The organism is Streptomyces yunnanensis, assembly GCF_029011865.1.
In the GTDB taxonomy this organism is placed as follows: domain Bacteria; phylum Actinomycetota; class Actinomycetes; order Streptomycetales; family Streptomycetaceae; genus Streptomyces; species Streptomyces yunnanensis.
In genome coordinates, this window is the sequence record NZ_CP095749.1 from 5,306,156 (window position 1) to 5,331,721 (window position 25,566).

27 protein-coding genes are annotated in these 25,566 nt (G+C 71.0%); 16 read left to right on the forward strand and 11 right to left on the reverse strand.

Annotated elements, in window-relative coordinates; all coding sequences use genetic code 11:
* Positions 1-4 precede the first annotated feature (4 nt).
* From MOV08_RS23085 to ccsB, 6 genes are all read left to right on the forward strand, one after another.
* Positions 5-700, forward strand: coding sequence for a histidine phosphatase family protein (locus tag MOV08_RS23085; protein ID WP_039635150.1), 696 nt, complete (start codon positions 5-7; stop codon positions 698-700).
* A 147-nt stretch (positions 701-847) separates the two neighbouring features.
* Complete coding sequence (locus MOV08_RS23090) at positions 848-2,071, forward strand: polysaccharide deacetylase family protein (RefSeq protein WP_275311859.1); 1,224 nt, start codon at positions 848-850, stop codon at positions 2,069-2,071.
* 131 nt (positions 2,072-2,202) lie between these two features.
* Complete coding sequence (locus MOV08_RS23095; protein ID WP_039635154.1) at positions 2,203-2,817, forward strand: TlpA family protein disulfide reductase; 615 nt, start codon at positions 2,203-2,205, stop codon at positions 2,815-2,817.
* 4 nt (positions 2,818-2,821) lie between these two features.
* Positions 2,822-3,586 carry a cytochrome c biogenesis CcdA family protein gene (locus MOV08_RS23100; RefSeq protein WP_107080335.1) on the forward strand — a complete coding sequence of 255 codons (765 nt, stop codon included), beginning with the start codon at positions 2,822-2,824 and terminating at the stop codon, positions 3,584-3,586.
* A 3-nt stretch (positions 3,587-3,589) separates the two neighbouring features.
* A complete protein-coding gene (resB, locus tag MOV08_RS23105) occupies positions 3,590-5,416 on the forward strand; it encodes a cytochrome c biogenesis protein ResB (protein WP_275308717.1) in 1,827 nt (608 codons plus the stop codon).
* Positions 5,413-6,522 carry a c-type cytochrome biogenesis protein CcsB gene (gene ccsB, locus MOV08_RS23110; RefSeq protein ID WP_275308718.1) on the forward strand — a complete coding sequence of 370 codons (1,110 nt, stop codon included), beginning with the start codon at positions 5,413-5,415 and terminating at the stop codon, positions 6,520-6,522. The genes resB and ccsB overlap by 4 nt, the downstream gene beginning before the upstream one ends.
* A 101-nt stretch (positions 6,523-6,623) precedes the next feature.
* Here ccsB and MOV08_RS23115 read toward each other — a convergent pair whose 3' ends face one another.
* From MOV08_RS23115 to MOV08_RS23135, 5 genes are all read right to left on the reverse strand, one after another.
* Positions 6,624-8,051 (reverse strand): alkaline phosphatase family protein, encoded by a 1,428-nt coding sequence (locus MOV08_RS23115; protein ID WP_275308719.1) that lies wholly within the window; start codon positions 8,049-8,051, stop codon positions 6,624-6,626.
* Positions 8,052-8,326: 275 nt separating this feature from the next.
* On the reverse strand, positions 8,327-8,944 hold the full coding sequence (locus tag MOV08_RS23120; RefSeq protein WP_039635163.1) for a lipoprotein: 618 nt from the start codon (positions 8,942-8,944) through the stop codon (positions 8,327-8,329).
* A gap of 100 nt (positions 8,945-9,044) precedes the next feature.
* The gene (locus MOV08_RS23125; RefSeq protein ID WP_275308720.1) at positions 9,045-9,656 is read right to left on the reverse strand and encodes a DUF4291 domain-containing protein; all 612 of its coding nucleotides are present in this window, start codon (positions 9,654-9,656) and stop codon (positions 9,045-9,047) included.
* A 107-nt stretch (positions 9,657-9,763) separates the two neighbouring features.
* Entirely contained in the window at positions 9,764-10,327 is a 564-nt protein-coding gene (locus MOV08_RS23130) for a nucleoside deaminase (RefSeq protein ID WP_078875857.1), read from the reverse strand.
* Between the two features lie 68 nt (positions 10,328-10,395).
* Positions 10,396-10,902, reverse strand: a complete 507-nt coding sequence (locus MOV08_RS23135) for a PLD nuclease N-terminal domain-containing protein (protein ID WP_275308721.1) — start codon at positions 10,900-10,902, stop codon at positions 10,396-10,398.
* 86 nt (positions 10,903-10,988) lie between these two features.
* Between MOV08_RS23135 and MOV08_RS23140 the strand changes: the two genes are divergently transcribed.
* Both MOV08_RS23140 and mqnP read left to right on the forward strand, forming a co-directional pair.
* Positions 10,989-12,443 (forward strand): menaquinone biosynthesis decarboxylase, encoded by a 1,455-nt coding sequence (locus MOV08_RS23140; RefSeq protein WP_039635169.1) that lies wholly within the window; start codon positions 10,989-10,991, stop codon positions 12,441-12,443.
* Positions 12,444-12,516: 73 nt separating this feature from the next.
* Complete coding sequence (gene mqnP, locus MOV08_RS23145; protein ID WP_039635171.1) at positions 12,517-13,419, forward strand: menaquinone biosynthesis prenyltransferase MqnP; 903 nt, start codon at positions 12,517-12,519, stop codon at positions 13,417-13,419.
* Positions 13,420-13,462: 43 nt separating this feature from the next.
* On the opposite strand, the gene MOV08_RS23150 is transcribed toward mqnP, so the two are convergent.
* Both MOV08_RS23150 and MOV08_RS23155 read right to left on the reverse strand, forming a co-directional pair.
* Positions 13,463-14,044 (reverse strand): DUF4870 domain-containing protein, encoded by a 582-nt coding sequence (locus tag MOV08_RS23150; protein ID WP_275308722.1) that lies wholly within the window; start codon positions 14,042-14,044, stop codon positions 13,463-13,465.
* A gap of 126 nt (positions 14,045-14,170) precedes the next feature.
* Positions 14,171-14,776, reverse strand: coding sequence for a rhomboid family intramembrane serine protease (locus MOV08_RS23155; protein ID WP_275308723.1), 606 nt, complete (start codon positions 14,774-14,776; stop codon positions 14,171-14,173).
* Between the two features lie 110 nt (positions 14,777-14,886).
* Between MOV08_RS23155 and MOV08_RS23160 the strand changes: the two genes are divergently transcribed.
* Positions 14,887-15,606 (forward strand): UbiX family flavin prenyltransferase, encoded by a 720-nt coding sequence (locus MOV08_RS23160; protein WP_039635177.1) that lies wholly within the window; start codon positions 14,887-14,889, stop codon positions 15,604-15,606.
* Here MOV08_RS23160 and MOV08_RS23165 read toward each other — a convergent pair.
* The gene (locus MOV08_RS23165) at positions 15,603-15,737 is read right to left on the reverse strand and encodes a hypothetical protein (protein WP_258018457.1); all 135 of its coding nucleotides are present in this window, start codon (positions 15,735-15,737) and stop codon (positions 15,603-15,605) included. The two genes, MOV08_RS23160 and MOV08_RS23165, sit on opposite strands and share 4 nt — an antisense overlap.
* A 125-nt stretch (positions 15,738-15,862) precedes the next feature.
* Here MOV08_RS23165 and MOV08_RS23170 point away from each other — a divergent pair, with 125 nt between their 5' ends.
* From MOV08_RS23170 to MOV08_RS23190, 5 genes are all read left to right on the forward strand, one after another.
* The gene (locus MOV08_RS23170; protein ID WP_039635179.1) at positions 15,863-16,321 is read left to right on the forward strand and encodes an Lrp/AsnC family transcriptional regulator; all 459 of its coding nucleotides are present in this window, start codon (positions 15,863-15,865) and stop codon (positions 16,319-16,321) included.
* Positions 16,322-16,500: 179 nt separating this feature from the next.
* Positions 16,501-17,664 carry an aminofutalosine synthase MqnE gene (gene mqnE, locus MOV08_RS23175; protein WP_205370132.1) on the forward strand — a complete coding sequence of 388 codons (1,164 nt, stop codon included), beginning with the start codon at positions 16,501-16,503 and terminating at the stop codon, positions 17,662-17,664.
* Positions 17,665-17,706: 42 nt separating this feature from the next.
* Complete coding sequence (locus MOV08_RS23180; RefSeq protein WP_039635181.1) at positions 17,707-18,231, forward strand: GNAT family N-acetyltransferase; 525 nt, start codon at positions 17,707-17,709, stop codon at positions 18,229-18,231.
* A 95-nt stretch (positions 18,232-18,326) separates the two neighbouring features.
* Positions 18,327-18,614: a DUF4229 domain-containing protein gene (locus MOV08_RS23185; RefSeq protein WP_039641368.1), complete on the forward strand. Its 288-nt coding sequence runs from the start codon at positions 18,327-18,329 to the stop codon at positions 18,612-18,614.
* 429 nt (positions 18,615-19,043) lie between these two features.
* Positions 19,044-20,411 carry a dicarboxylate/amino acid:cation symporter gene (locus MOV08_RS23190; protein WP_275308724.1) on the forward strand — a complete coding sequence of 456 codons (1,368 nt, stop codon included), beginning with the start codon at positions 19,044-19,046 and terminating at the stop codon, positions 20,409-20,411.
* 103 nt (positions 20,412-20,514) lie between these two features.
* Here MOV08_RS23190 and MOV08_RS23195 read toward each other — a convergent pair whose 3' ends face one another.
* The gene (locus tag MOV08_RS23195; protein WP_275308725.1) at positions 20,515-21,435 is read right to left on the reverse strand and encodes an alpha/beta fold hydrolase; all 921 of its coding nucleotides are present in this window, start codon (positions 21,433-21,435) and stop codon (positions 20,515-20,517) included.
* 155 nt (positions 21,436-21,590) lie between these two features.
* Between MOV08_RS23195 and MOV08_RS23200 the strand changes: the two genes are divergently transcribed.
* Both MOV08_RS23200 and MOV08_RS23205 read left to right on the forward strand, forming a co-directional pair.
* Positions 21,591-22,271: a TetR/AcrR family transcriptional regulator gene (locus MOV08_RS23200; RefSeq protein WP_039635186.1), complete on the forward strand. Its 681-nt coding sequence runs from the start codon at positions 21,591-21,593 to the stop codon at positions 22,269-22,271.
* Positions 22,272-22,731: 460 nt separating this feature from the next.
* Positions 22,732-24,657 (forward strand): AMP-dependent synthetase/ligase, encoded by a 1,926-nt coding sequence (locus tag MOV08_RS23205; RefSeq protein WP_420834201.1) that lies wholly within the window; start codon positions 22,732-22,734, stop codon positions 24,655-24,657.
* Between the two features lie 134 nt (positions 24,658-24,791).
* Here the strand turns inward: MOV08_RS23205 and MOV08_RS23210 are convergent, their stop codons facing one another.
* Positions 24,792-25,103 (reverse strand): hypothetical protein, encoded by a 312-nt coding sequence (locus tag MOV08_RS23210; protein WP_039635190.1) that lies wholly within the window; start codon positions 25,101-25,103, stop codon positions 24,792-24,794.
* Positions 25,104-25,121: 18 nt separating this feature from the next.
* Positions 25,122-25,259, reverse strand: coding sequence for a hypothetical protein (locus tag MOV08_RS23215; protein WP_159030877.1), 138 nt, complete (start codon positions 25,257-25,259; stop codon positions 25,122-25,124).
* Positions 25,260-25,566: the final 307 nt, after the last annotated feature.

Here is a 25,566-nt window from a genome sequence, read left to right on the forward strand (position 1 = left end):
CGACATGAGCAGCGGCGAGAAGAACGGCGACGAGATCACCGTCGTGCACCTGATGCGGCACGGCGAGGTGCACAACCCCGAGGGCGTGCTCTACGGCCGCCGGCCCGGGTACCACCTCTCCGACCTGGGGCGGAAGATGGCCGACCGGGTCGCCGAGCACCTCGCGGAGCGGGACATCACGCATGTGGTGGCCTCGCCGCTGGAGCGCGCGCAGGAGACCGCGTCGCCGATCGCCGGGGCGCACGGCCTGGCGATCGCCACCGACGAGCGGCTGATCGAGGCGGCCAACGTCTTCGAGGGCAAGACCTTCGGGGTGGGCGACGGCGCGCTGAAGAAGCCGGGCAACTGGAAGTACCTGACCAATCCGTTCCGGCCCTCGTGGGGCGAGCCGTACATCGAGCAGGTGGTCCGGATGATGGCGGCGCTCGGCGCGGCCCGGGACGCGGCCCGCGGGCACGAGGCGGTGGCGGTCAGCCACCAGCTGCCGATCTGGATCGTGCGCAGCTTCGCCGAGCGGCGCCGGCTGTGGCACGACCCGCGCAAGCGGCAGTGCACGCTGGCCTCGCTGACGTCGTTCACCTTCCACGGTGACAAGATCATCTCGGTGGGGTACAGCGAGCCGGCGCGCGACCTGGTTCCCTCCCACCTGCTGGCCGGCGCCAAACCCGCGAAGGGGAAGTCCAAGGCTTTCGGGGCCTGAAAAGCCGTTACATGGCGGAATGTCAAATTTTCCGGAAACGGAAAGTATGAGCGAATAACGCGGAACCTCACCGTCCGACATGCCCTCTACAAAGGTGTCCGTTTATATGGATATCGGGTTCGTTGAGCACGGATGGGGAACGACGCTATGGGCGCGATCAGCCGGCGGAGTCTGCTGGGGATGGGCGTGGGGGCGGCCGCCGCACTGGGTGTCGCCGGGTGCTCCGCCTCGGGGCAGGGCGACGCGGAGGGGCAGCGGGTCAAGAACGCGGCGCCGGCCCGCCCCAAGCTCATCGGCGACGGCTCGACCGCGGACTACGGCAAGCAGCCGAACCAGCCCGGCGCGCCCGAGCGGCTGGAGCCGGGGCAGACCCCGCCGCAGTTCGTGATCTTCTCGTGGGACGGGGCGGGAGAGGTCGGAAACGGCCTCTTCCCCCGGTTCCGCAAGCTCGCCAAGGACCACGGCGCGGCCATGACCTTCTTCCTCTCCGGGCTCTACCTGCTGCCCGAGGACAAGAAGCACCTCTACCTCCCGCCGAACAACAAGCCCGGCGCCTCCGCCATCGGCTACCTCAACAACGACCACATACGGGAGACGCTCGGCAACGTCCGCCAGGCGTGGCTCGACGGGCACGAGATAGGGACCCACTTCAACGGCCACTTCTGCGGCGACGCCCGGACCTCCGTCAAGCACTGGACGCCCGCGCAGTGGCAGTCCGAGATAGACCAGGCCATGGCCTTCGTCACGAAGTGGCGCACGAACACCGGATTCGACGACGCCGAACCGCTGCCCTTCGACTACCGCAAGGAACTGGTCGGCGCCCGGACGCCCTGCCTGCTCGGCCAGGAGAACCTGCTGCCCACCGCCCGGAAGCTGGGGTGGCGCTACGACGCCAGCTCGCCCGGCGGTCGCCAGGTCTGGCCCCGGAAGAAGCAGGGCATATGGGACTTCCCGCTCCAGCAGATACCTTTCCCCGGCCACTCCTTCGAGGTGCTCTCGATGGACTACAACATCCTGGCCAACCAGTCCCAGAACTCCACCAAGGCGCCGCCGGCCAACTACCCGGGCTGGCGCAAGCAGGCCGCCGACGCCTACATCTCCGGATTCCGCCGGGCCTACGAGACCAACCGCGCGCCGTTCTTCATCGGCAACCACTTCGAGCAGTGGAACGGCGGCATCTACATGGACGCCGTCGAGGAAGCGCTCAAGCACATCGCCAACGAGCGGAACAAGGACGTCCGGCTGGTCTCCTTCCGCCAGTTCACCGACTGGATCGACGCCCAGGACCCCCGGGTCGTCCGCAAGCTCCAGGGGATGGGCGTCGGCCAGCGGCCGGCCGGCGGCTGGAAGAGCTACCTCGCCGAGGTCTGACCCGGCCCGCAAGTCCGCACAACGCGCCGGAAGCTGTCGTTCCGTAGGGTCTGACATGCCCCTTTGCCCGGGGCGCGACGGGGCGAGGGGGGCGCGGAAGATCCGCAAATGGCCCATGCGAAACTTTTCACATGAGTGACAGCCGCGCCCCCCGCCGCCTCACCAGTCGCCGCCGTCTCGCCCTGTTCGCCGCGGGAGCGGCGGCCGCCTCGCTGACGCTGAGCGCCTGCGGCGACGGTGCCTCCGGCGGCTCGGCGCAGACCCGGTTCGTCCAGGGCAAGAACGGCGTCGACACCGTCAAGCCCGGCGACCGGCAGCCGGCCCCCGCCCTGTCCGGGGAGACCACCACCGGCAAGAAGCTGGACGTGGCCGACTACAAGGGCAAGGTCGTCATCGTCAACGTCTGGGGATCGTGGTGCGGCCCCTGCATCGCCGAGGCCCCCAACTTCGCCAAGGTCGCGAACGAGGTCAAGGACAAGGGCGTCCAGTTCGTCGGGATCAACACCCGCGACGCCGAGAAGTCGCAGGCCGTCCAGTTCGAGGAAGAGCACAAGGTGCCCTATCCGAGCCTGTACGACCCCACCGGCAAGCTGATGCTGCGCTTCCCCAAGGGCAGCCTCAACCCGCAGTCGATCCCCTCCACGATCGCCATCGACCGGCAGGGCCGGATCGCCGCACGGTCGATCGGCCCGCTCGCCGAGGACGACCTGCGCAAGATGGTCGACCCGCTGATCGCCGAGAAGTGATCGCGTGATCACGCTCGCCGCCAACGCCGCGGAGAACCAGACCATCCTCACCGGGGCCCTGATCGCGGCCGTCCCCGTCGCCCTCGTGGCCGGCCTGGTCTCGTTCTTCTCGCCCTGCGTGCTGCCCCTCGTCCCCGGCTACATGTCGTACGTGACCGGCGTCACCGGCACCGACCTCGCCGACGCCCGGCGCGGCCGGATGCTGGCCGGCGCCTTCCTCTTCGTCCTCGGCTTCACCGCCGTCTTCGTCTCCGGCGGCGCCCTCTTCGGCTTCTTCGGCAAGACCCTCCAGGACTACAAGGACGTCATCGCGCGCGTCCTGGGCGTGCTGATGATCCTGCTCGGGCTGGCCTTCGCCGGCGTCCTGAAGCGGTTCGGCCAGCGCGAACTGCGGTTCCACAAGAAGCCCGCGATGGGGCTGGCCGGCGCGCCGGTGCTCGGTGTGCTCTTCGGCGTCGGCTGGACGCCCTGCCTCGGCCCCACCCTCACCGCCGTCAACACCCTTTCCTTCTACGACGCCAGCGCCGGCCGCGGCGCGCTGCTCACCGTGGCGTACTGCCTGGGCCTGGGGCTGCCGTTCATCGCGGTGGCGCTCGCCTTCCGCCGGATGCTGGGCGCCTTCGGCTGGGTCAAGCGGCACTACGTCTGGGTGATGAGGGCCGGCGGCGGCATGATGATCGCCCTCGGCGTCCTCCTCCTCACAGGCGTCTGGGACATTCTGATGTCCCAGCTACAGAGCTGGACGCAAAGCATCACCGTTGGGATCTGATTGATGTCCACCAAGACCGACACCACGGACGAGCCGGACGCCGCCGACCAGGGCGGTGATCTCGGCCTCGCCGGATCCCAGCTCTCCACCGCGCCCAAGGAGGACATCTCCCTCCCCTCGCTCGGGCCGATCGGCTGGGCGCGCTGGTTCTGGCGCCAGCTGACCTCCATGCGGGTGGCGCTGCTGCTGCTCTTCCTGCTGTCCATCGGCGCGATCCCCGGCTCGTTGATCCCGCAGACCAGCATCGACCCGGTCAAGGTCGACGAGTTCAAGGGCAAGCACGCGACCCTCGGCGAGATCTACGACAAGCTGGGGATGTTCCACGTCTACAGCTCGGTCTGGTTCTCCGCGATCTACCTGCTGCTGTTCATCTCGCTGATCGGCTGCATCGTGCCGCGCGCCTGGCAGTTCGTCGGGCAGCTCCGCGGCCGCCCGCCGGCCGCCCCCCGCCGGCTGACCCGGTTGCCCGCGTACACCACCTGGCGCACCGGGGCGGCGCCCGAGCAGGTCCTGGACGCCGCCGAGCGGATGCTCAAGAAGCGGCGCTTCCGGATCCGCCGGGAGGGCACCGCGGTCGCCTCCGAGAAGGGCTATCTGCGCGAGGCCGGCAACCTCCTCTTCCACGTCGCGCTGATCGTGATGCTGGTGGCGTTCGCCGTCGGCAGCCTGTGGAAGTCCGAGGGCGGCAAGCTGGTCACCGAGGGCGACGGCTTCTCCAACAGCCTGACCCAGTACGACGACTTCTCCTCCGGCCCGTTCTTCGACACCGACACCATGGCGCCGTTCGGCTTCACCATGGACTCGTTCGACGCGACCTACGAACGGACCGGCCCGCAGAAGGGCACCCCCCGCACCTTCCGCGCCAACATCACCTACTTCACCGGCGCGGACGGCACCGAGCACAAGAAGTCGATCGAGGTGAACACCCCGCTCGACATCGCCGGCAACAAGGTCTACCTGCTCTCCCACGGCTACTCACCGGTCGTCACCGTCAAGGACGGCCGCGGCAAGGTCGTGTACCACGGCGCGGTGCCGTTCCTCCCGCAGGACCCCAAGAACTTCACCTCCTCCGGCGTGGTGAAGGTCCCCGGCGCGCGGTCCAAGGACGGCGAGCGCAACCAGCTCGGCTTCCAGGCGCTGTTCGTCCCGACCTTCGGCGGCAAGAACTCCGGGTCGATGTTCTCCCAGTTCCCCGCCCCGGACTTCCCCGTCCTGTCGGTGAACGCCTGGCACGGCGACCTCGGCATGGACTCCGGCCTGCCGCAGAACGTCTACCAGCTCGACACCAAGCGCCTGAAGCAGTACAAGGACGCCAGCGGCGACTTCTTCAAGAAGATGCTGCTGCCCAAGGACCGGGCGGCGAAGATGCTCGGTCACTCCGGCGCCAAGCTGACGCCCCAGGAGATCGAGGCCGAGTCCACGATGAAGCTCCCCAACGGGGACGGCTCCATCACCTTCGAGGGCATCAAGACCTGGGCCAGCTTCAAGATCACCCACCAGCCCGGCAACGGCCTCGCGCTGACCGGCGCGGTCGCCGCCCTGCTCGGCCTCGCCGCCTCGCTGTTCATCCAGCGGCGCCGGGTCTGGGTCCGCGCGGAGCGCGCCGACGACAGCGGCGTCACCGTCGTCGAGATGGCCGGCCTCGGCCGCAGCGAGTCGGCCCGGGTGGCGGAGGAGCTCGCCGCCCTCGCCGACGAGCTGACGCCCGGTGCCCCGCCGGCCGCCGCCGCACCGGACACCGGGGACGAACCCGCCGCGTCCGCCGAAGACCCGACGGAGCCGACCGACTCTGCCGATCCTGCTGATCCCTCCGAAGGAGCGCGCACGTGAATCTCGCTGCCGCAGCCAACGAGACACTGGCTCACTACAGCAATGTGCTGGTCTATTCGGCGATGGCCATCTACACCCTGGCCTTCGTCGCCCACATGGCCGAGTGGGTGTTCGGCAGCCGCAGCAAGGTCGGCCGGACCGCCGCCGCCCTGACCACCGAGGTCACCGCCCCCGCCGGGAGCGCCCAGAAGGGGGCGCGTAGCTCCAGTGGAGCCGATGCTTGCATCGGGGGCACCGCCGTCCTGGAGCGCCCCAAGGTCGTCACCCGGACCGCGGCCGGCGGCCCTGACGTCCCCGACGGCCCCGGCGCGCACGGCGGCACCGAGAAGGGCGACCTCTACGGCCGGATCGCGATCTCGCTGACCGTCCTGGCCTGGGCGCTGCACGTCGGCGGCATCGTCACCCGCGCCGTGTCCGTGCAGCGCGCCCCCTGGGGCAACATGTACGAGTTCTCCACGACCCTGGGCGGGGCCGCGGTGACGGCCTACCTGGTCCTGCTGCTGCTCAAGAAGAACGTCCGCTGGCTCGGCCTGCCGCTGGTCACCACCGTCCTGCTCGACCTGGGCCTGGCCGTCAGCGTGCTGTACACCGCCAGCGACCAGCTGGTGCCGGCGCTGCACTCGTACTGGCTGTGGATCCACGTCTCCTGCGCGATCCTCTCCGGCGCGGTGCTCTACCTCGGCGCGGTCGCGAGCCTGCTCTTCCTCTTCCGCGACCGCCACGAGGCCAAGCTCGCCGACCCGGACGGCCCGCAGCCCGGCGCCTTCGCCACCTCGGTCCTCACCCGGCTGCCCTCGGCCGCCTCGCTCGACAAGTTCGCCTACCGCGTCAACGCCACCGTCTTCCCGCTGTGGACGTTCACCATCATCGCGGGCGCCATCTGGGCCGAGGCCGCCTGGGGCCGCTACTGGGGCTGGGACCCCAAGGAGGTCTGGTCCTTCATCACCTGGGTCGCCTACGCCTGCTACCTGCACGCCCGCGCCACCGTCGGCTGGAAGGGCCGCAAGGCCGCCTGGCTGGGTGTGATCGCCTTCGTCTGCTACCTCTTCAACTACTTCATCGTGAACATCTTCGTCACCGGCCTGCACTCCTACGCCGGCGTCTGAGCCCGCCCGAACCGCGACACACCGGTGCCGTACGGACCCGGCCCCTCACCGAGGGCCGGTCCGTACGGCACCGTCGTGTGTACGGGAGCCGCGCCCCCGCCTCAGCGCCGCTTGCGCCGGCCGCGCTCCTGCCGCGGCGGCTTCTGGTCCTTGCCCGGCAGCGTCGGCTTGGGCAGGTGCGCCACCTCCCACTGCGCCTCGGCCAGCTTCTCGGCGGTGTCCCGCGGCAGCCGCGGCGGGTGGTGCGCCGCCGAACGGAAGCCGAACGCCGAGGTCAGATCGCCGAAGGTGGCCCGCCGCCAGTCGCTGATGTTGGGCTCCGTCACGCCCGTGAACCGCTCCAGGAACTGCAGCACCGAGGTGTGGTCGAAGGCGTCGCCGGCCGCCCAGCCGCCCACCGTCCAAGGAGAAACGATCAAGCAGGGGACCCGGAACCCGCCCCCGATCGGCAGGCCGCGGACGAACTCGCCCTTGGTCCCCGCCGGCGGCACCGGCGGCGGCACATGGTCGAAGAGGCCGTCGTTCTCGTCGTAGTTCAGGATGAAGGCGGTCTTGGCCCACACCTTGGGGTTCGAGGCGATCGCCTCGATCTTCTTGGCCACGAAGTCGGCCCCGGCGGCCGGCAGGTAGTCCGGGTGTTCCGACTGGTAGCTGGTGGGGATGATCCAGGAGACCGCCGGCAGCCGGTCCTTGCGGGCGTCCTCCTCGAAGGCGCCGGCCGGCCCGGGCCGCACCCCTTTCTCGTACAGCGGGCTGCCCGGCTTGGCGTCCCGGAAGGTCTGGAACTGCTCCAGCAGGTTGCAGCCGTAGTCGTCCTCCTCCTGGTACACCTTCCAGCTGACGCCGGCCGCCTGAAGCCGCTCCGCGTACGTCGTCCAGCGGTACGGCTTGGGCGCGGTGTTGTTCAGGACCGGGCCGCCGTGGGTGCCGCCCGGGTCGAGGGTGCCGGTCATCCAGTACAGCCGGTTGGGCCAGGTCGGCCCGAAGACCGAGCAGAAGTAGTTGTCGCAGAGGGTGAACGCCTCGGCGAGGGCGAACTGGAAGGGGATGTCCTCGCGGGTGTGGTAGCCCATCACGTACGGCCCGTTCACGCCGTCCGCCTTGCGGTGCGCGGGCAGCCAGCGGTCCATCCTGCCGCCGTTCCACGCCTCGTGCTGGACCGACCAGGCGTGACTGGTGGACGGGATGGCCTGGGCGCTGGAGGTGTGGGTGTTGAGGCGGAACGGGAGCAGGTAGCCGTCGGGGTTCTCGGGGTCCGGCTGGTAGAAGACGGACCGGCCGGTGGAGAGGGTGAGCGCGCCCGGGTCGTTGAAGCCGCGGACGCCGCGCAGCGTTCCGAAGTAGTGATCGAAAGAACGGTTCTCCTGCATCAGCAGGACCACGTGTTCGATGTCGCGCAGTGAGCCGTGACGCGGGGGGCCGGCGGCAACGGCCTTCTGGACGTTGGGCGGCAGCAACGACAGCGCGGCGGTACCGCCGATCGCCCCGGCCGCCGAGCCGAGGAGTCTGCGTCGGGTCATGTCCGGCATGAATCCCACTCTCCCTGAGTCGCGTAAGCCCTCGGTGGGCCGTCCCGACTGTGGCGGCGGGGCAGTTTCCGAGGCAGGGGGAGGTTGCTGAACGCTGCGTCAAATGGCTGTGAACAGACCAGAGTTGGCCGACCGGCCATACGCCTCATACGCCACGTGAAGCAGCGCCCGACCGCTCGTGCACCACCCCGACTACGCCTTTGTGGCGATTGACGGGGACACGCGGCTTACGCACGGAGTTCCCCCGGGTGCCGGGTACGGATGGCGGGTCAGTGTCAGGAGGGCACCTGCTGCAGAGTGGATTTGGCGCGCTGGTACGCCTTGAGGGCGGGCCCCTGGTTGCCGGGTCCCTGTACCTCCAACACCATGGGCCCCTTGGGTGTCAGCACCAGGAGGAGCGTGACCTTCCAGGGCTTCTGGTCGTCCGGAGGGCTCAGCTTGTACGTCACTTCCACGGCAGAACTGAACCCGACGTTGAGCTGACTGACCTGTTCTTCGCTCTCGTACTCGCCGTGGTTGGACATGCCCGCGCCCCTGAAGCCGTCCATCATGTCCGTCGGGCCGCCGTCGAGCGGCCGGTCCGCAAGGTAGACGGTGAGCTGCGGCGTGTCCTTCGCCCCGCCGCCCGCGTCGATCTGGCACACGACGGAGAACGGCCAGGGCTTCGAGGGCTGGTACGTCGGCAGGACCGACTTCCTCGTCCACCGCTTCTCCGCCTCGAAGGTCATCGGCAGCGCACACCCCGACCCCTGGGCGCCGACCGATACGACCCCGCCGTCGTCCGACGCGCCCCCGCCACCGCCCGGCGCGGCACCGCTCCCGCACCCGGCCACCGTCCCCGCCAGCAGTACGGCGCCCAGTAGGCCCCGGACCCCTCGTTGCCGTCTCCGCATCTGAACCCCCTGCTCTACTCTCCCTTGGCATTTCGAGCAACGGCGAACGGTAGCGGACGCCCGCCGAACGGATCAAGGACGGTGCCGGGGACGCCCCCGGTCACCGCAGATGGGCCAGCGCCTCCTCCGGCGCGGGATACGGGCGCTCGTCGGGCAGCAGCGCCCGGGCGGACCGGTCGTCGCCGGCGCGGACCAGCGCGTGGATCTTCCGGGCCAGCGGCGTCACATCGCGGATGGCGACGGTCCACTCGTCCGCGTAGGCCCGCGCCATCTCACCGGACAGCCCGAGCTGGAGGGAGCGGTGGCCGAGCGGCTTCAGGCGCAGATCGCGCTCGGGGTCCCACTGGACCCGGGCCGGCGAGTGGCGCAGCGCGCGCTGCCAGGCGTCGCGGTCCGCGTGGAGCCCGGGGACGTAGTGCGACAGGCAGGCGCGGCGCAGCGCCCGGTCGAAGCCCTCGCGGGTGATCTCGATGGCCAGGACGGTCTCCTGGTCGGCCTTGGTGGCCCAGCCGCAGCGGTACATCATCCACAGGAACGACGGCTTGATCCACGTCATCCGGTCGCGCTTCCAGGCGGCGGGGAACCGGCCGTCCCGCGCGGCGGGCAGGCCCAGGGACGGCGCGTACGCCTGGTAGACGGTGACGGTGTCCGCGGTGTGCAGCGCCCGGATGCGGCAGGGCGGCTCGTGGGGGGTGGTGGTGCCGGTGCTCATGGCGGCATCCTGCCGAGGCGGGGCGGCGCGGGCCACCGGATTACGCGCCACCCCGCGGTCCCCGGTGGGCGGACGGGGCGACGGGCGGGTGGACGGGCGGAGCGGCCTCAGACCACGCCGATGTCCTCCTGCCACAGCTCCGGGTGCTCCCCGATGAAGTCGCGCATCATCGCCGCGCAGCCGGGATCGTCCAGCAGCACGATCCGCACGCCGTGCCGGGCCAGCCAGTCGTGGCCGCCGTGGAACGTCCGGGCCTCGCCGATGACGACCCGGGAGATGCCGAACTGGCGGACCAGCCCGCTGCACAGCCAGCACGGCGAGAGCGTGGTGACCATCGTGGTGCCGCGGTAGTCGCGCTGCCGCCCGGCCGCCCGGAACGCCGCGACCTCGGCGTGCAGCGACGGGTCGCCGTCCTGGACACGGCGGTTGTGGCCGCGCCCGAGCAGCGTCCCGTCCGGGCCGTAGAGCGCCGCCCCGACGGGGATGCCGCCCTCGGCCAGCCCGGCCCGCGCCTCGGCGACGGCGGTGGCGAGCATGGTCCGGGCCTGCTCCTGGACGTGGTCGGGGTGGCCGGACGGGTCGCCATGACCGTCCACGCCGCCGTAGCGGCGGACGGAGTCGCGGTCCTGCCCCCACTGCCGTGTCCGGTCCTGATCCGGTGCCTGGTCCATGCCGGTCACTTTCCCCGCCGGGCCGGGCCACGGCAACGCGGGCTGGGCCGGACGGTTGTGAGGAGTGCTCAGGAAGTGGCGGGCGGGGTGTCCTCGGGGCCCTTCCGGCCGCTCTTGCCGGGCGTCCCGTCGCCGCCGTCGGAGCCGGTCGCGCCGGTCGTGCCGTCCGTCCCGGTCGCGCCGTCGGCGGACCCGGCCTCCTTGCGCCGCAGCTCGTCCTCGCGGCGCCGCAGGTCGGCCTCCCAGTCCTTCAGCAGCGCCTCGTCCTTCTTGTTCTCCTCGCGCAGGGACCGCAGGAACTCCGGATTGTCGTCCGGCGCCACCCACGTCGTGCTGCTGTGCTGGCGGTGCCACTCCGAGGGCGTGCTGCCCCCGCCGCCCGCGACCCGGTGCCGTTCCTTGCCGGCCACCAGCCAGGCGATCGGCCCGATCAGCACCTCGCCGAACAGCAGGATGATCAGCACCCACACCACCTTGGGCAGGCCGCGGACCTGCGACTCGGGGGTGTTGATGCAGTCGATGAACGCGTAGATCCACAGTGCCAGCACCAACAGGAACGGCAGATACCTGAGCATTGCGGACGGTCCCCCTGCGCTGTGGACGGGCCCGCGACGGGGCCCCGTGACCCGTACAGGGTAGTGCGTACCGGATACTGGAACGCATGGCTTACGACGATCTTCGCTCCCTGCTGCGGGCCCTGGAGCGCGAGGGCGACCTGACGCGCATCAAGGCCGAGGTCGATCCGTACCTGGAGGTCGGCGAGATCGTGGACCGGGTGCAGAAGGCCGGCGGGCCGGCGCTGCTCTTCGAGAACGTCAAGGGCTCGTCGATGCCGCTGGCGATGAACGTCTACGGCACCGACCGCCGGCTCCTGAAGGCCCTCGGCCTCAAGGCGTACGAGGAGATCAGCGAGAAGATCGGCGGGCTCCTCAAGCCCGAGCTGCCGCACGGCTTCGTCGGCGTCCGCGAGGCGTTCGGCAAGCTCGCGAACATGACGCACGTCCCGCCGAAGAAGCTCAAGGGTGACGCCCCCGTCCAGGAGGTCGTGCTCACCGGCGACGACGTCGATCTGGAGCAGCTGCCGGCGCTGTTCACCTGGCCCAAGGACGGCGGCTCCTTCTTCAACCTCGGCCTGACCCACACCAAGCACCCCGAGACCGGCGTCCGCAACCTCGGCCTCTACCGCCTCCAGCGTCACGACAAGCGCACCATCGGGATGCACTGGCAGATCCACAAGGACAGCCGCAACCACTACCAGGTCGCCGCCAGGCGCGGCGAGCGGCTGCCGGTCGCGATCGCCTTCGGCTGCCCGCCGGCCGTCACCTACGCCTCGACCGCGCCGCTCCCCGGCGACATCGACGAGTACCTCTTCGCCGGCTTCCTCCAGGGCAAGCGGATCGAGATGGTGGACTGCAAGACCGTCCCGCTCCAGGTCCCGGCCCATGCCGAGGTCGTCATCGAGGGCTGGCTGGAGCCCGGCGAGATGCTGCCGGAGGGCCCGTTCGGCGACCACACCGGCTTCTACACGCCGCAGGAGCCGTTCCCCGCGCTGAAGATCGACTGCGTGACGATGCGGAAGCGCCCGCTGCTCCAGTCGATCGTGGTGGGCCGCCCGCCCACCGAGGACGGGCCGTTGGGCCGGGCCACCGAGCGGTTCTTCCTCCCGCTCCTGAAGATCATCGTCCCGGACATCGTGGACTACCACCTCCCCGAGTCGGGCGGCTTCCACAACTGCGCGATCGTCTCGATCGACAAGAAGTACCCCAAGCACGCCCAGAAGGTCATGCACGCCATCTGGGGCGCCCACATGATGTCGCTGACCAAGCTGATCGTGGTGGTCGACGCGGACTGCGACGTGCACGACCTCCACGAGGTCTCCTGGCGGGCGCTGGGCAACACCGACTACGCCCGCGACCTGACCGTCGTCGAGGGCCCCGTCGACCACCTCGACCACGCCTCCTACCAGCAGTTCTGGGGTGGCAAGGCGGGCATCGACGCCACCCGGAAGTGGCCCGAGGAGGGCTACACCCGTGACGGGGGCTGGCCGGACATGGTCGAGTCGGACCCGAGGACCGCGGCGCTGGTCGACCGCCGCTGGAAGGAGTACGGGCTGTGAGCGAGCCGGGCGAGCCGACGATCAACAGGTGCGTGCCGCGCGCCTGCCGGGCCGAGCGCAGTGAGGTTTCCGCATGAGTGCATCCGCCGCCGCGGTACCGCAGCCGGGACGGACGCGGGCCTTCCTGCGGCTCGTCGTCATCGAGCACTCGGTCTTCGCGCTGCCCTTCGCCTACATCGCGGCCTTCACCGCGATGCACCAGCTGGACCGGAACGTCCACTGGGTCCGGCTGCTGCTCGTCACCGTCGCCATGGTCGGGCTGCGCACCTTCGCGATGGCCGTCAACCGCATCATCGACCGGGAGATCGACGCCCGTAACCCGCGCACGGCCGGGCGCGAGCTGGTCACCGGCGCGGTGTCGGTCCGGTCCGCCTGGACCGGCGCGCTGGTCGCGGTGGTGGTCTTCCTGGGCGCGGCCGCGCTGCTCAACCCGCTGTGTCTGGCGCTGGCGCCGGTCGCCGTCGTCCCGATGGTGGTCTACCCCTACGGCAAGCGCTTCACCAACTTCCCGCACGCGATCCTCGGGTTGGCCCAGGCGATGGCCCCGGTCGGCGCCTGGATCGCGGTCACCGGCGAGTGGTCCTGGGAGTCGGTGATCCTCGGTCTCGCGGTCGGCATCTGGATCGGCGGCTTCGACCTGATCTACGCCTGCCAGGACGTCGAGGCGGACCGGACGAACGGCGTGATGTCCGTGCCGGCCCGCTTCGGTGTGCCGGGCGCGCTCTGGGGCGCCCGCTGGTGCCACGTCGTCACCACCGCGCTGCTGGCGTGGTACGGCGTCGCCATCGGCGCCGGCGTCCTCTTCTGGGTCGGGCTGGTGATCGTGGCGGTGGCCTTCTGCTACGAGCACGCGATCGTGCGCCCGCACGACACCTCGCGGCTCAACCGGGCGTTCTTCCAGGTCAACAGCTTCATCGGGATCGCGCTGTTCGTCTGTGCGCTGCTGGACCTGTTCGTCCGCGGCCTGACGCCCTGACGCCCCGGTGTGCTGACATCGCGGCGGTGTGTCGCCCGGCCGGTCAGACCTTGCTCATCGGCCAGGCGATCAGCCGCGGGTAGTGCCACAGTTCGCCCTTGGTCGCCTTGACCGTGCCGATGATGGCGCAGACCATCCCGGACACGGCGTAGGCCGCCATCATCACCATGATCGTCAGCAGCGGCACGGCCAGCCCCGGCGGGGGATCGCTCCGCGCGCTGTCGTCGGCCGCCGCGAAGATGACCGCGCTGCCGAGGTAGAGCACCAGGCCGAGCGCCGCGACGATGGCCTGGGTGAGGCCGAAGTTCAGCGCCTGGGTGGCGTGGTGGCGGACGTACGGGTCGTGCTTGTGGCGGGCGTTGTTCCGCAGGGAGAGCGGGCCTATCCAGCCCAGGAAGCCGCCCAGCCCGCAGAGCATCGAGCCGGCGGTGATGGTCAGAAGGGCGCCGAGGTGGGCCCACATCGCCGTGCTCGTCGAGGGCGGGGGCGGCGGCTGGACGCCGTAGCCGGGGCCGGTGGGGTAGCCGTATCCGGGCGTGCCCGGATAGCCGTAGCCGCCGGGCGGGGGAGTGGGCTGCTGCCAGCCCGCGGGCGGGCCGTATCCCGGCTGGTGGTGGTCGGACATCGTGCACTCCCCCGTCGTCGTGTCGCTGTCTGGCCGCGCCGCGGCGCAGGCCGCGGACGGCGGACGCCGGGCCTCCCGACCCTCCGGTCCCGGCCCGGAGCGCGCTCCGCGACCCGTCTTCCGAGATTACGGGACGGGTCCGACAACGGCGCCGGCCGACCGCACCGCCCGCCCCCGCTCGCGCAGCACGAACGCCGCCAGCACCCCGCCGATCAGCCCGAACAGATGGCCCTGCCAGCTGATCCCGCTGGTGGTGGGCAGCGCGCCCCACAGGATCGAGCCGTAGATCAGCCCGACGGTCACGCCGATCCCGACGTCCAGCAGCTTGCGCTCGATGAAGCCGCGGACCAGCAGATAGCCGAAGAGTCCGAAGACCACTCCGGAGGCGCCCGCGGTGTTGCTGTGCGGGGCGGCCGTCAACCAGACGCCCAGTCCGCTGACGACGATGATCAGCAGTGCCGCGCCGAGGAACCGGCGGATGCCGCTGCGCAGCGCGGCGACGAAGCCGAGCACCAGCAGCGGGAGGGTGTTGGCCGCCAGATGGCCGAAGCCGAAGTGGATGAAGGCGGCGGGGATCACATCGACCAGCTCGGCCGGATCGCGGGGCTGGATGCCGAAGGCGTCGAGGGCGTTGCCGGTGACGGTGTCGAGGCCCTCCAGGACCCACAGCAGCGCCACCCAGCCCAGCATCAGCACGAGCGCGGGCCTGGCCCGTGCGGTACGCGGTGTCATCTCCCGCCCCCTCGTCCTCGACGTGTCCGGTCGCGTCCCCGGCGTCGTACCGGCGCACAGGTAGTAACGGTCGTGACGGCCCCGGTGGTTCCGCCGGATAGGCTCGATCCGTGGAGCCGCCGCACAACGACACCAGCAAGCAGGACCCCGGCCGCCGACCGTGGGTCGTGGGGATCTCCGGCGCGTCCGGGACGCCGTACGCCGCATCCGTGGTGCGCGGGTTGCTCGCGGCCGGGGAGGCGGTGGACCTCATCGTCAGCCGGGCGTCGCGGCTGACCCTGCTGGACGAGACGGGTATCGCCTTCAGGGACGCGCACTGGCGCGAGGACCTGCGGGAGTGGCTGGCGCGCGGCGCGGACGGCAAGCCGGACACCTTCCCGGTGACCGAGCGGGCGCTGGACGCGGTCCGGTACTGGCCGGCCGGGGATCTGGCGGCGGGTCCGTCGTCGGGTTCGTATCCGGTGCAGGGGATGTTGATCGTCCCGGCGAGCACGGCGTGTGTGGCCGGGGTGGCGCTGGGACTGTCGAAGGACCTGCTCCAGCGGGTCGCGAGCGTGACGCTCAAGGAGCGGCGGCCGCTGGTCGTCGCGGTGCGGGAGACCCCGCTGAACGGGCCGACGCTGAAGCACCTGGTGGCGCTGGACGAGGCGGGCGCCGTGGTGCTGCCCGCCTCTCCGGCGTTCTACGCGGGTGCGACGCACATCCAGGATCTGGTGGACTTCGTCGCGGGCCGGGTGCTCGATGCGGCTCAGGTGCCGCACGGGCTGTACCGGCGGTGGGAAGGGGAGCTGGGGGGCGGCTCCAAAGGGGAGGCCCCGAAGGCTCGTTAGCGCTTCTTGGCGGCGGCGCGGCCCAGACGGCGCCGTGCCCGCGGGGTGGCGGTCTGCTGGGCGGCACGTGAACGATTGGCCTGGTCCTGCAGCTCACGCATGCGGGCGTAGGCCATCTCGATCGAGTACACGGTGACAACTCCTGTTGAAAGATCGTCCTTGATCGTTCTAAATGAATCACAGGACTAGGGCCCTGTATGCCTTAGATTCTACATGCAGAACGCAGAAACGCGGAAAGATTGGAAGGCTTGAGGGCATGGACGCGGTGGATAGGCAGCTCATTCAGGCACTTCGTGAGAACGGCAGGGCCTCCTACGCGGAGCTCGGCCGGCTCGTCGGCCTCTCCGGCCCCAGCGTCACGGACCGGATCAACCGCCTCGAAGCGGCCGGAGTGATCACCGGTTACCGCGCGACGGTCAACGCCGCCTCGCTCGGACTCGGCGTCACCGCCCTGGTCGGCATCTCCCTGTCGGACGCGGCCGACCACGAGGACGTCGCCCGCCGGCTGAAGGACCTCGAAGAGATCGAGGACTGCTGGTTCATCGCCGGCGACGACTCGTACATGCTCAAGGTGCGGGTCGGTGACGTGGACGGACTGGAGCGCACCATCCGGCGGCTGTCCGGTACCAAGGGCGTCTCCCGTACGCGGACCACGATCGTGCTCTCCACCAAGTGGGAGAACCGCGTCGGCGAGCTTCCGGACGAGGTCGACTGAGCCCGGTGGACACCGACGGCGGGCGGCGGCCCGGGCCCACTCCCAAGGGGCCGCCGTCCGCCGTGAAACCGGGGGAGTAGGCTCGGCGAAGCCCGTTTTTCGCACGAAACGGCCAGCGTTTCACGTGAAACGGCCGGTGACAGACAGAGATGGTGGGAGGCGACCCGATGGCTGCGTCGATGGATGCCGGCCTCAAGCGCGAGCTGGAGGCCAAGGTCCACGCCGGCGAACGGCTGACCCGCGAGGACGGAATCGCCCTCTACGAGTCCGACGACCTGGCATGGCTGGGTGGCCTGGCCCACGAGGTGCGGACCCGCAAGAACGGCGACGCGGTCCACTTCAACGTCAACCGCCACCTCAACATGACGAACGTGTGCACCGCGTCCTGCGCGTACTGCTCGTTCCAGCGCAAGCCGGGCGAGAAGGACGCGTACACGATGCGCATCGAGGAGGCCGTCCGCCTCGCCAAGGCGATGGAGAACGACAACCTCACCGAGCTGCACATCGTCAACGGCCTGCACCCGACCCTGCCGTGGCGCTACTACCCGCGCTCGCTGCGGGAGTTGAAGAAGGCGCTGCCGAACGTCTCGCTCAAGGCGTTCACCGCCACCGAGATCCACCACTTCGAGACCATCTCCGGCCTGTCCGCCTCCGAGATCCTCGACGAGCTGATCGACGCCGGCCTGGAGTCGCTGACCGGCGGCGGCGCCGAGATCTTCGACTGGGAGGTCCGGCAGCACATCGTCGACCACCGGACCCACTGGGAAGACTGGTCGCGGATCCACCGCCTCGCCCACGAAAAGGGGCTGAAGACCCCCTGCACCATGCTCTACGGGCACATCGAGGAGCCCCGTCACCGCGTCGACCACGTCCTGCGGCTCCGCGAGCTCCAGGACGAGACCGGCGGCTTCCAGGTCTTCATCCCGCTGCGGTACCAGCACGACTTCGTGGACATGCAGGACGGCAAGGTCCGCAACAAGCTCCAGGCGCGGACCACGATGGCCAGCGGCGCCGAGGCCCTGAAGACCTTCGCCGTCTCCCGGCTCCTCTTCGACAACATCCCGCACGTCAAGGTCTTCTGGGTGATGCACGGCGTGCAGACCGCCCAGCTCGCCCTCCAGCACGGCGCGGACGACATGGACGGCTCGGTCGTCGAGTACAAGATCACGCACGACGCCGACAACTACGGCACGCCGAACAAGCTCACCCGCGACGACCTGCTGGAGCTGATCCGCGACGCCGGCTTCCGCCCCGTCGAGCGCAACACCCGCTACGAGACCATCCGCGAGTACCCCGGCCCGGACCCGGAGCGCCGCGAGGCCCCGCAGCCGATGCGGGTCTGACGACGACCTCGCCCCTTCCGGGGCCCCGGTAGGGTCCGCTCCATGAGCGTGCGCTTCGAGCTGGACCCTGCCGTCACCCCGGAAGTCCGCGACGGGATCTGCGCGTTGTGGGCGGACGTCTCCAACGCGGGCGGCGCGGTCGGCTTCGTCCCGCCGGTGACCTCCGCGGACATCCGCCCCGACCTCGTCCGTCACCTCGCGGCGCTCGCCGAGGGCCGCGAGCGGCTGCTCGTCGGCCGGGACGCCGACGGCCGGATCGTGGCCACCGCGTTCCTCACCCTCAACTGGCACCGCATGTACACCCACTGGCTGTGGGTCTACACGGTGATGGTCCACCCCTCGCTCCAGGGCCGCGGCGTCGGCCGCGCCCTGATGGCCGCGGTCTCCGCCGCCGCCCGCGGCATCGACGGCGTCATCGGCCTCCGCCTCACCTGCCGCGGCGGCACCGGCCTGCGCCGCTTCTACGAAGCCTGCGGCTATCGCGAGATCGGCCGCGCCCCCCGCGCGATCAAGCTCGCCGACGACGACTTCCGCGACGACGTCACGATGTGGCTGGACCTGGTCTGAAGCCCCTCGTGCCGGGGGCCCGGAAGATCGCCCGGGGTCCTGTGCTTGACTGGACGGAGACCCTTTCGGTTGCCGTTGAGAAGAAGGTCCCGACCGTGAGTAGCCCCAAGTTCGCCACGCTCCGCTACACCGCCCTTCGCATCGGCCTGTTCGTCGCCTGCTTCGCCGTGGTGTGGGTGCTGGCGTACTTCCGGATCATCCCCCTCGGCGTCGGCAGCTCCAACGTCATCTGGATGCTCCTCCTCGCCATCGTGATCTCCGCGCCGCTCAGCTTCGTGCTGCTGCGCAAGCAGCGGGACGCGATGTCCGAGCAGATCGTGGCCAGGGTGGACCGCCAGAAGGAGCGTCTCGCGGCCAACCAGAGCATGGAGGACGGGCTGTAGGGTCCGCCCGCCGTCCCTCCGGACTGTAAGACGCGTCACGTCGGCGCGCCGTCCGGCCCCCTTTTCGTCCGGCGCCCGGCCGGTGGAGTCCCAACTCCCCGGACCGGGCGCCCTTTTGTGCATTCCGGCCGTTTTCACGACGGCCCGCCGACCGTCACACCGACCCAAAGATTTTCTTTGGGTTCCTCAAAGTTCAAGTGTTAACGTGCGTGTCATGAAGACCGCAGCTGCGCCCTCGACCCCCATGAGCGTCCCGCTCGTGGTGCGCCTGCACGTCGATCTTTGCCGCTGTATGTCCGCGGCCTGTTGCCGCCGCTGACACGTCCCCAGCGGCCGGAGATCCTGCCTGTACGTACGGACCTCCTGGCGCCACTTCACGCCGTCCCGACGCCCCGCGTCCCACGTCTTCCCGTTCCCGGAGTGTGTCCGTTGTCCACGTCTGCCCAGACCCCCGCGCCCGCCGCGGCGCCCCAGACCCCGAAGACCTCCCGAATACCCAAGATCCCGTTCTGGGTGCAGATCCTGGCCGGCCTCGCCCTCGGCGTGCTGCTCGGCTGGGTCGCCAAGAGCGGTGACATCGGCTGGCTCGGCTCCACGCTGGAGCACATCGGCGACCTCTTCGTCCAGCTTCTGAAGCTGGCCGTCGCCCCCCTGGTCTTCTTCGCGATCCTGGTCTCGATCACCAACCTGCGGCAGGTCAACAACGCCGCCCGGCTGGCCACGCGCACCCTGCTGTGGTTCATGGTCACCTCGCTGATCGCGGTGGCGATCGGCCTGGCCATCGGCCTGCTGACGCACCCCGGCGCGGGCACCGGCCTGACCCCCAAGGACGGCAAGCTCCCCCAGCACACCGGCTCCTGGATCGACTTCCTTACCGGCATCGTCCCCACCGACGTCATCACGCCGTTCACCGAGCTCAACGTCCTGCAGATCGTCTTCATCGCGGCCGTCGCCGGCATCGCCGCGCTACAGCTCGGCGAGAAGGCCGAACCGGTTCTCAAGCTCAGCCGCGCCGCCCTGGAACTGCTCCAGAAGGCCCTGTGGTGGGTCATCCGGCTCGCCCCGATCGGCACCATCGGCCTGATCGGCCACGCCATTGCCACCTACGGCTGGAACCTCATCGGCAAGTACGCGACCTTCACCGTCGACATCTACGTCGGCTGCGCGCTGGTCCTGTTCGGGGTCTACCCGCTGCTGCTCTCCACGGTCGCCAAGGTCAACCCGCTGCAGTTCTTCCGCGGCGCCTGGCCCGCCATCCAGCTGGCCTTCGTCTCCCGCTCCTCGGTCGGCACCATGCCGGTCACCCAGAAGGTCACCGAGCGCCTCGGCGTGCCCAAGGAGTACGCCTCCTTCGCGGTGCCGTTCGGCTCGACGACCAAGATGGACGGCTGCGCCTCGATCTACCCGGCGATCGCCGCGATCTTCATCGCCCAGATCTTCAACGTCCACCTCAGCATCGCCGACTACGTCCTGATCGCCTTCGTCTCGGTCATCGGCTCCGCCGCCACCGCCGGCCTCACCGGCGCCACGGTCATGCTGACCCTGACCCTCTCGACGCTGGGCCTGCCCCTGGAGGGCGTCGGCCTGCTGATGGCCATCGACCCGATCCTGGACATGATGCGGACCGCCACCAACGTCGCCGGCCAGTCGGTCATCCCGATCCTGGTCTCCGCCCGCGAGAAGATCCTGGACCGCGACGCCTACGCCGGCGCCACCAGCATCCGCATCGGCGAGACGGAGCAGGCGACCGCCGCCGAGCCGGCCGCCGACCGGGAGCCGGCCCCGGCCGCCGCCTGACACCGCCCGCCGGGGCCCCGCCCCTGGTGCGCCGCAGCGCCCCCGCAGCCCGTACGAGGCTGCGGGGGCGCGCTCGCGTCCGGGCGGGGCCGGCGCGAGCGGCTCAGCGGGCGCCCGTCGCCGCCCCGTGCGCCGCGCCGGTGTGCGCCAGGATCGCCTCCGCCAGCGGTCGGTGGACCTCCGGCGGCAGCGCGTGCCCCATCCCCGGGATCTCCACCACCTCCGCACCCCTGATCGCCTGCGCGAGATGCTGCGGATGCGGCGGCGGGAAGACCGGCTCCGCCGGCCCGGAGAGCACCAGCGTGGGCACCTCGTTCCGCGCCAGCTCCTCGGTGCGCAGCATCCCGCCGTCGTCGGCGCGCCCGTGGGCGGTGCCCGGGCGGTAGTGCCCGGTGTGCGCGACGACCCGCCGTTCCAGCGCGCGGTAGTACGCCGCGTCGAACGGCAGCCGGTCACCGGCGAGCACCCGCCAGTGCTCGACCCGGCGCTCGATCTCGGCCTGCTCGCCGTGGTCCGCCACCGGGCGGGCCCACATCTCCAGCACCTCCGGCGCGATGCCCGGCAGCTCCGCCACGGGGACGGTGCCGCCGTCGGGCCGGGTGTACGGGGCGGTGCTGAGCGCACAGGTGCCCATCAGGGTGGCGCTGAGCAGCCGCTCCGGGTGGTCGGCGAGGACCATCTGGACCAGCATGCCGCCCAGCGACATCCCCACCAGGTGCGCGCGGGCGACGCCGAGCCCGTCGAGCACCGCGCTCACATCGTCGGCGAGGTCCGCGATCCGGTACGGCCGGTCCTCGAACGACCAGGTGGAGCGGCCGGTGTCGCGGTGGTCGTAGCGGATCACCCGGTGCCGTGCGGCCAGCGCGTCCACCAGCGGCTCCGGCCAGCCGACGCCGGTGGCCTGCGCGCCCATGACCAGCAACAGCGGCGGCGCGTCGGCGGGCCCGCGCTGCTCCGTCCACAGCCGGACGCCCGGCGCGGCGTCGACGAAGCGCTCCTCGACCCCTGTTTCTCGCTGCGGCATGCGCGGTCCCCCATTTCGTATACGACTAACGGAACGGACCGTATCGTCTCGGCATGTCTCACATCATGTCAAGCGACCGGGTGGGGAGGGCGAAGATCGTAAACTTACTTTGCGGTAAATGCCGCAAAGGGGCGGGGTGATGGAGGGTTTTCAGGGTGGGTGCTGCCAAGAGCAAGCGGGTGCCGCGCGCGGTCCGGGAGCGGCAGATGATGGACGCGGCGGTGCGGACGTTCGCGCGGCGCGGGTACCGGGCGGCCTCCATGGACGAGATCGCCGAACTCGCCGGCGTCTCCAAGCCCCTGGTCTACCTCTACCTCAACTCCAAGGAGGAGCTCTTCAGCGCGGTCATCCGGCGTGAGGCCGCGGCCCTGGTGGCGGCCGTGACCGCGGCCGTGGAGAAGGACGCCGCCGCCGACCGCCAACTCTGGTGCGGCCTGACCGGCTTCTTCGCGCACACCGCCGAACACCCCGAAGGCTGGGCGGTGTTGCACCAGCAGGCGCGGACGCAGGGGGAGCCGTTCGCGATCGAGGTGGCCGCGATGCGGGCGGAGATCGTGCGGTTCGTCGCCGGTCTGATCGGTGCCGCCGCGAAGGAGGCGGGGTGCGCCGGCGAGCTGGCCGACCGCGAGGTCGCGGGTCTGGCGCACGCCCTCGTCGGCGCCGCCGAATCGCTCGCCGAGTGGGCCAACGCCTGTGCGGCCGACGGCACTTCGGCCCTGGGGGTCATCGGCGAACGCGAACGGCCGACGGCCAAGGACGCCGCCGGCACCCTGATGAACTTCGCCTGGGCCGGCCTGGGCCGTCTCATGCGCGGCGAGCGCTGGACCCCGGCCTGACCGGACCGACGGGGGTGCGGCACGCCTCGGCCGCCGAGGAAAGCCGTGCACGGGCATTGGCCGGCGCCCGGACCTGGGCGTAAATTTACCGCGCAGTAAGGTTACCTTCGGGTCAGTGCCGAAAGGGGCTGGCGCCTTGCCGCCTCCGCCGCGTTCCGCTGCCGTGCCGTCGGGCCTCCCGCACCGGGTGGGCGAGGCCCGCGCGCGGCCGTGCGACCGCACGGGACATGCCCGCGCGGCCGGTCGGCACCCGCCGGCCGTGGGCGAGACCGACGGAGCCCGCGCGGTGCGAGAGCCGACACCCCACGGCACCGCGGCCGACGACGGGAGACGGCCACAAGCCACCCCTCCCGGCCGCCCCGGCGCGCGACCGCCCGCCCCCACGGGGCCCGGCGGAAGAGGAAGCACCACCCACCCCGTCCCCCCCGCAACACCAGCGCGCAACACCGAGGAGCCGCTCGTGTTCAACCAGCCCAGCGCACCCCCGAACGCGCACGCCCCCGCCACCGTTCCCCAACTCGCCCCGCCCCGCACGACGTTGGTCGACGGAGCCGTCCGCGAGGTCTCCGTCCCCCCGCTGGCCCCACCCGTCCGCACCGGCTCGCTCGGCGACATCCCCTTCACCAACGCCGCCGAGGCCCCGCACGAGACCGTCCTCTCCCGCAAGCGACCCGACGGCACCTGGCGCGACGTCACCGCCGCCGCCTTCGCCGCCGAGGTCCGCGCCGTCGCCAAGGGCCTGATCGCGCACGGCCTCCGCCCCGGCGACCGGCTCGCGATCATGGCGCGCACCACCTACGAGTGGACCCTCCTCGACTTCGCCGCCTGGGCCGCCGGCCTGGTCACCGTCCCCCTCTACCCGACCTCCTCGGCCCACCAGGCGCAGTGGATCCTGCACGACTCCACGGCCCGCGCCTGCGCCGTCGAGGGCGTCGACGAGGCCCGCCTGATCAGCCAGATCCGCGGCCAGCTCCCCGCCCTCGACCACCTCTGGCAGTTCAGCACCGGCGCCATCGGCCACCTCGTCGACGCCGGCCGGGACCTCCCCGACGAGGTCGTGGACGAACGCCGCGCCACCCTCACCCCCCACGTGCTGGCCACCCTCGTCTACACCTCCGGCACCACCGGCAACCCCAAGGGCTGCGCCCTCACCCACGCCAACTTCTTCGCCGAGGTCGACAACGCCATCGCCCTCCTCCACCCTGTCTTCACCTCGGTCAGCGACGAGCCCGCCGCCACCCTCCTCTTCCTGCCCCTCTCGCACGTCTTCGGCCGCATGGTCGCCATCGGCTGCCTGCGCGCCCGGGTCCGCCTCGGCCACGCCCCCAGCATCCGGACCGACGAGCTCCTCGCCGACCTCGCCGCCTTCCGGCCCACCTTCCTCCTCGCCATCCCCTACGTCCTGGAGAAGGTCTTCAACACCGGCCGCGCCACCGCCGAGAAGATGGGCCGGGCCGCCTCCTTCGACCGCGCCGTCCGCATCGCCCGCTCCTACGGCGAGGCCGTCGAGGCCAGGGAACACGGGACCGGACCCGGCCCCGGCGTCGCCCTCAAGGCCGCCCGCAAGCTCTACGACCCGCTCGTCTACCGCCGGATCCGCGCCGCCCTCGGCGGCAGGGTCCGCTACGCGATCTGCGGCGGCTCACCGCTGGGCCACCGCCTCGCCGCCTTCTACTCCGGCGCCGGCATCGAGATCTTCGAGGGCTACGGCCTGACGGAGACCACCGCCGCGAGCACCATCACCCCGCCCCTGCGCCCCCGCATCGGCACGGTCGGCTGGCCGCTCCCCGGCAGCGCGGTCCGGATCGCCGACGACGGCGAGATCCTGCTCCGCGGCCCCCATGTCTTCACGGGCTACTGGGACGCCGCCGCCAACGCCGCCGCCCCGGCCGCCGACCAGGACGGTTGGCTGGCCACCGGCGACCTCGGCGCCCTCGACGCCGACGGCTACCTCACCATCACCGGCCGCAAGAAGGAGATCATCGTGACCAGCGGGGGCAAGAACGTCGCCCCCGCGCCCCTGGAGGACCGCCTGCGCGCCCACCCCCTCGTAGGCCAGTGCATGGTCGTCGGGGACAACCGGCCCTACGTCACCGCCCTGCTCACCCTGGAGCCCGACGGCCTCGCCCACTGGCGCCACATGGCCAGGAAACAGGACGTGCCGCTCGCCGAACTCGTCCACGACGAGCGGCTCCTCGCCGACCTCCAGCACGCCGTCGACGACGCCAACGAGCTGGTCTCCCGCGCCGAGTCCATCCGCCGCTTCGCGGTCCTCCCCGCGGAGTTCACCGAGCAGACCGGCCATCTCACGCCGTCCCTCAAGCTCCGCCGCGCCGTCGTCGCCCGCGACTTCGCCGGCGAGATAGCGCAGCTTTACCAAACGTAGAGCAAGGGAGTGATTCCGGCTCTGGAGCCGCGGCCCTCCGCGCGTCAAACTGGAACCCCCGTGTCACCTCTGTGGGGGAGGTGGCACGGGGGCTTCCTGCCATGCCGTGCCCCGGTCTCACCGCGGGCCCGGCCTCATCGTGGAGGTAAGGCCACCGCCGTCTGCATCTGGCATGAATTGCACCAGAACGCCCATCCGTTGGCGTCCACGGACCGCGAACCGCACGCCAGGCACGGGTCGCCGACGAAGCTCGCCGCCACCCACGCACCGGCCGACGCGGCCCGCCGCCCCGCCGCCGCCCGCTCCTCCGCGAAGCAGGGAATGCACACCCCGCCTTCCCGGCCGGGCAGTTTCATCGGCCGCAGCCCGCAGGCGGCGCACGGGAGTCTGCCGACGTACTGCGCATCGAGGCCGACCGGCTTGCCGTTTCTGCTGAAGGCCGCCATGAGTTGCGTCCGCCTCCTCTATGCCAGGACGGTTCCGGTGCCGGCGCAGCCGGAGCACTGCGTGGTGACCTTGTGGCCGCCAGGGGTCTCCCACTCGACGGTGCCCGCGCCACCGCAATCGGGGCAGGGCTTCTGCGGCGGCATGTCCTCGCTCATTCTGCCCACGGTAGAACCTGTCATGTGGCCATGTGACCACTTTCCGTGATCGCATCCGTCGCCCTCGCCGCCACCGGGCTCGGCCTTCCCGGTTCGACCGCGGGTACGGTTTATCCGCCCCCGCCCGAATTCGGGGAGCGGTCGCCGCTCCCGGCGCACCGGGGCGGTGCGGCGCCCACGGCGGCGGTCCTCGGGAGGAATTGGGGACGATTTCCGGGCCGGTGAATCGTCGGAATGCACAATCCGCCCTTCCCGATCTTCCGGCGGGCGTGCGGATTTCCGGGGCGTTCCGGATGCGGGGAATTAT

Excerpts from the sequence above, each read along its gene's own strand:
- MOV08_RS23125 (WP_275308720.1), bottom strand. The coding sequence starts at position 9,656 with ATGAGCACCGGCACCACCACCCCCCACGAGCCGCCCTGCCGCATCCGG.
- mqnE (WP_205370132.1), top strand. The coding sequence starts at position 16,501 with ATGGATGCCGGCCTCAAGCGCGAGCTGGAGGCCAAGGTCCACGCCGGC.
- MOV08_RS23140 (WP_039635169.1), top strand. The coding sequence starts at position 10,989 with ATGGCTTACGACGATCTTCGCTCCCTGCTGCGGGCCCTGGAGCGCGAG.
- MOV08_RS23135 (WP_275308721.1), bottom strand. The coding sequence starts at position 10,902 with ATGCTCAGGTATCTGCCGTTCCTGTTGGTGCTGGCACTGTGGATCTAC.
- MOV08_RS23090 (WP_275311859.1), top strand. The coding sequence starts at position 848 with ATGGGCGCGATCAGCCGGCGGAGTCTGCTGGGGATGGGCGTGGGGGCG.
- MOV08_RS23210 (WP_039635190.1), bottom strand. The coding sequence starts at position 25,103 with ATGGCGGCCTTCAGCAGAAACGGCAAGCCGGTCGGCCTCGATGCGCAG.
- MOV08_RS23095 (WP_039635154.1), top strand. The coding sequence starts at position 2,203 with ATGAGTGACAGCCGCGCCCCCCGCCGCCTCACCAGTCGCCGCCGTCTC.
- MOV08_RS23170 (WP_039635179.1), top strand. The coding sequence starts at position 15,863 with ATGGACGCGGTGGATAGGCAGCTCATTCAGGCACTTCGTGAGAACGGC.
- MOV08_RS23155 (WP_275308723.1), bottom strand. The coding sequence starts at position 14,776 with ATGACACCGCGTACCGCACGGGCCAGGCCCGCGCTCGTGCTGATGCTG.
- resB (WP_275308717.1), top strand. The coding sequence starts at position 3,590 with ATGTCCACCAAGACCGACACCACGGACGAGCCGGACGCCGCCGACCAG.
- MOV08_RS23130 (WP_078875857.1), bottom strand. The coding sequence starts at position 10,327 with ATGGACCAGGCACCGGATCAGGACCGGACACGGCAGTGGGGGCAGGAC.
- MOV08_RS23215 (WP_159030877.1), bottom strand. The coding sequence starts at position 25,259 with ATGAGCGAGGACATGCCGCCGCAGAAGCCCTGCCCCGATTGCGGTGGC.
- MOV08_RS23115 (WP_275308719.1), bottom strand. The coding sequence starts at position 8,051 with ATGCCGGACATGACCCGACGCAGACTCCTCGGCTCGGCGGCCGGGGCG.
- MOV08_RS23120 (WP_039635163.1), bottom strand. The coding sequence starts at position 8,944 with ATGCGGAGACGGCAACGAGGGGTCCGGGGCCTACTGGGCGCCGTACTG.
- MOV08_RS23180 (WP_039635181.1), top strand. The coding sequence starts at position 17,707 with ATGAGCGTGCGCTTCGAGCTGGACCCTGCCGTCACCCCGGAAGTCCGC.
- mqnP (WP_039635171.1), top strand. The coding sequence starts at position 12,517 with ATGAGTGCATCCGCCGCCGCGGTACCGCAGCCGGGACGGACGCGGGCC.
- MOV08_RS23085 (WP_039635150.1), top strand. The coding sequence starts at position 5 with ATGAGCAGCGGCGAGAAGAACGGCGACGAGATCACCGTCGTGCACCTG.
- MOV08_RS23150 (WP_275308722.1), bottom strand. The coding sequence starts at position 14,044 with ATGTCCGACCACCACCAGCCGGGATACGGCCCGCCCGCGGGCTGGCAG.
- MOV08_RS23195 (WP_275308725.1), bottom strand. The coding sequence starts at position 21,435 with ATGCCGCAGCGAGAAACAGGGGTCGAGGAGCGCTTCGTCGACGCCGCG.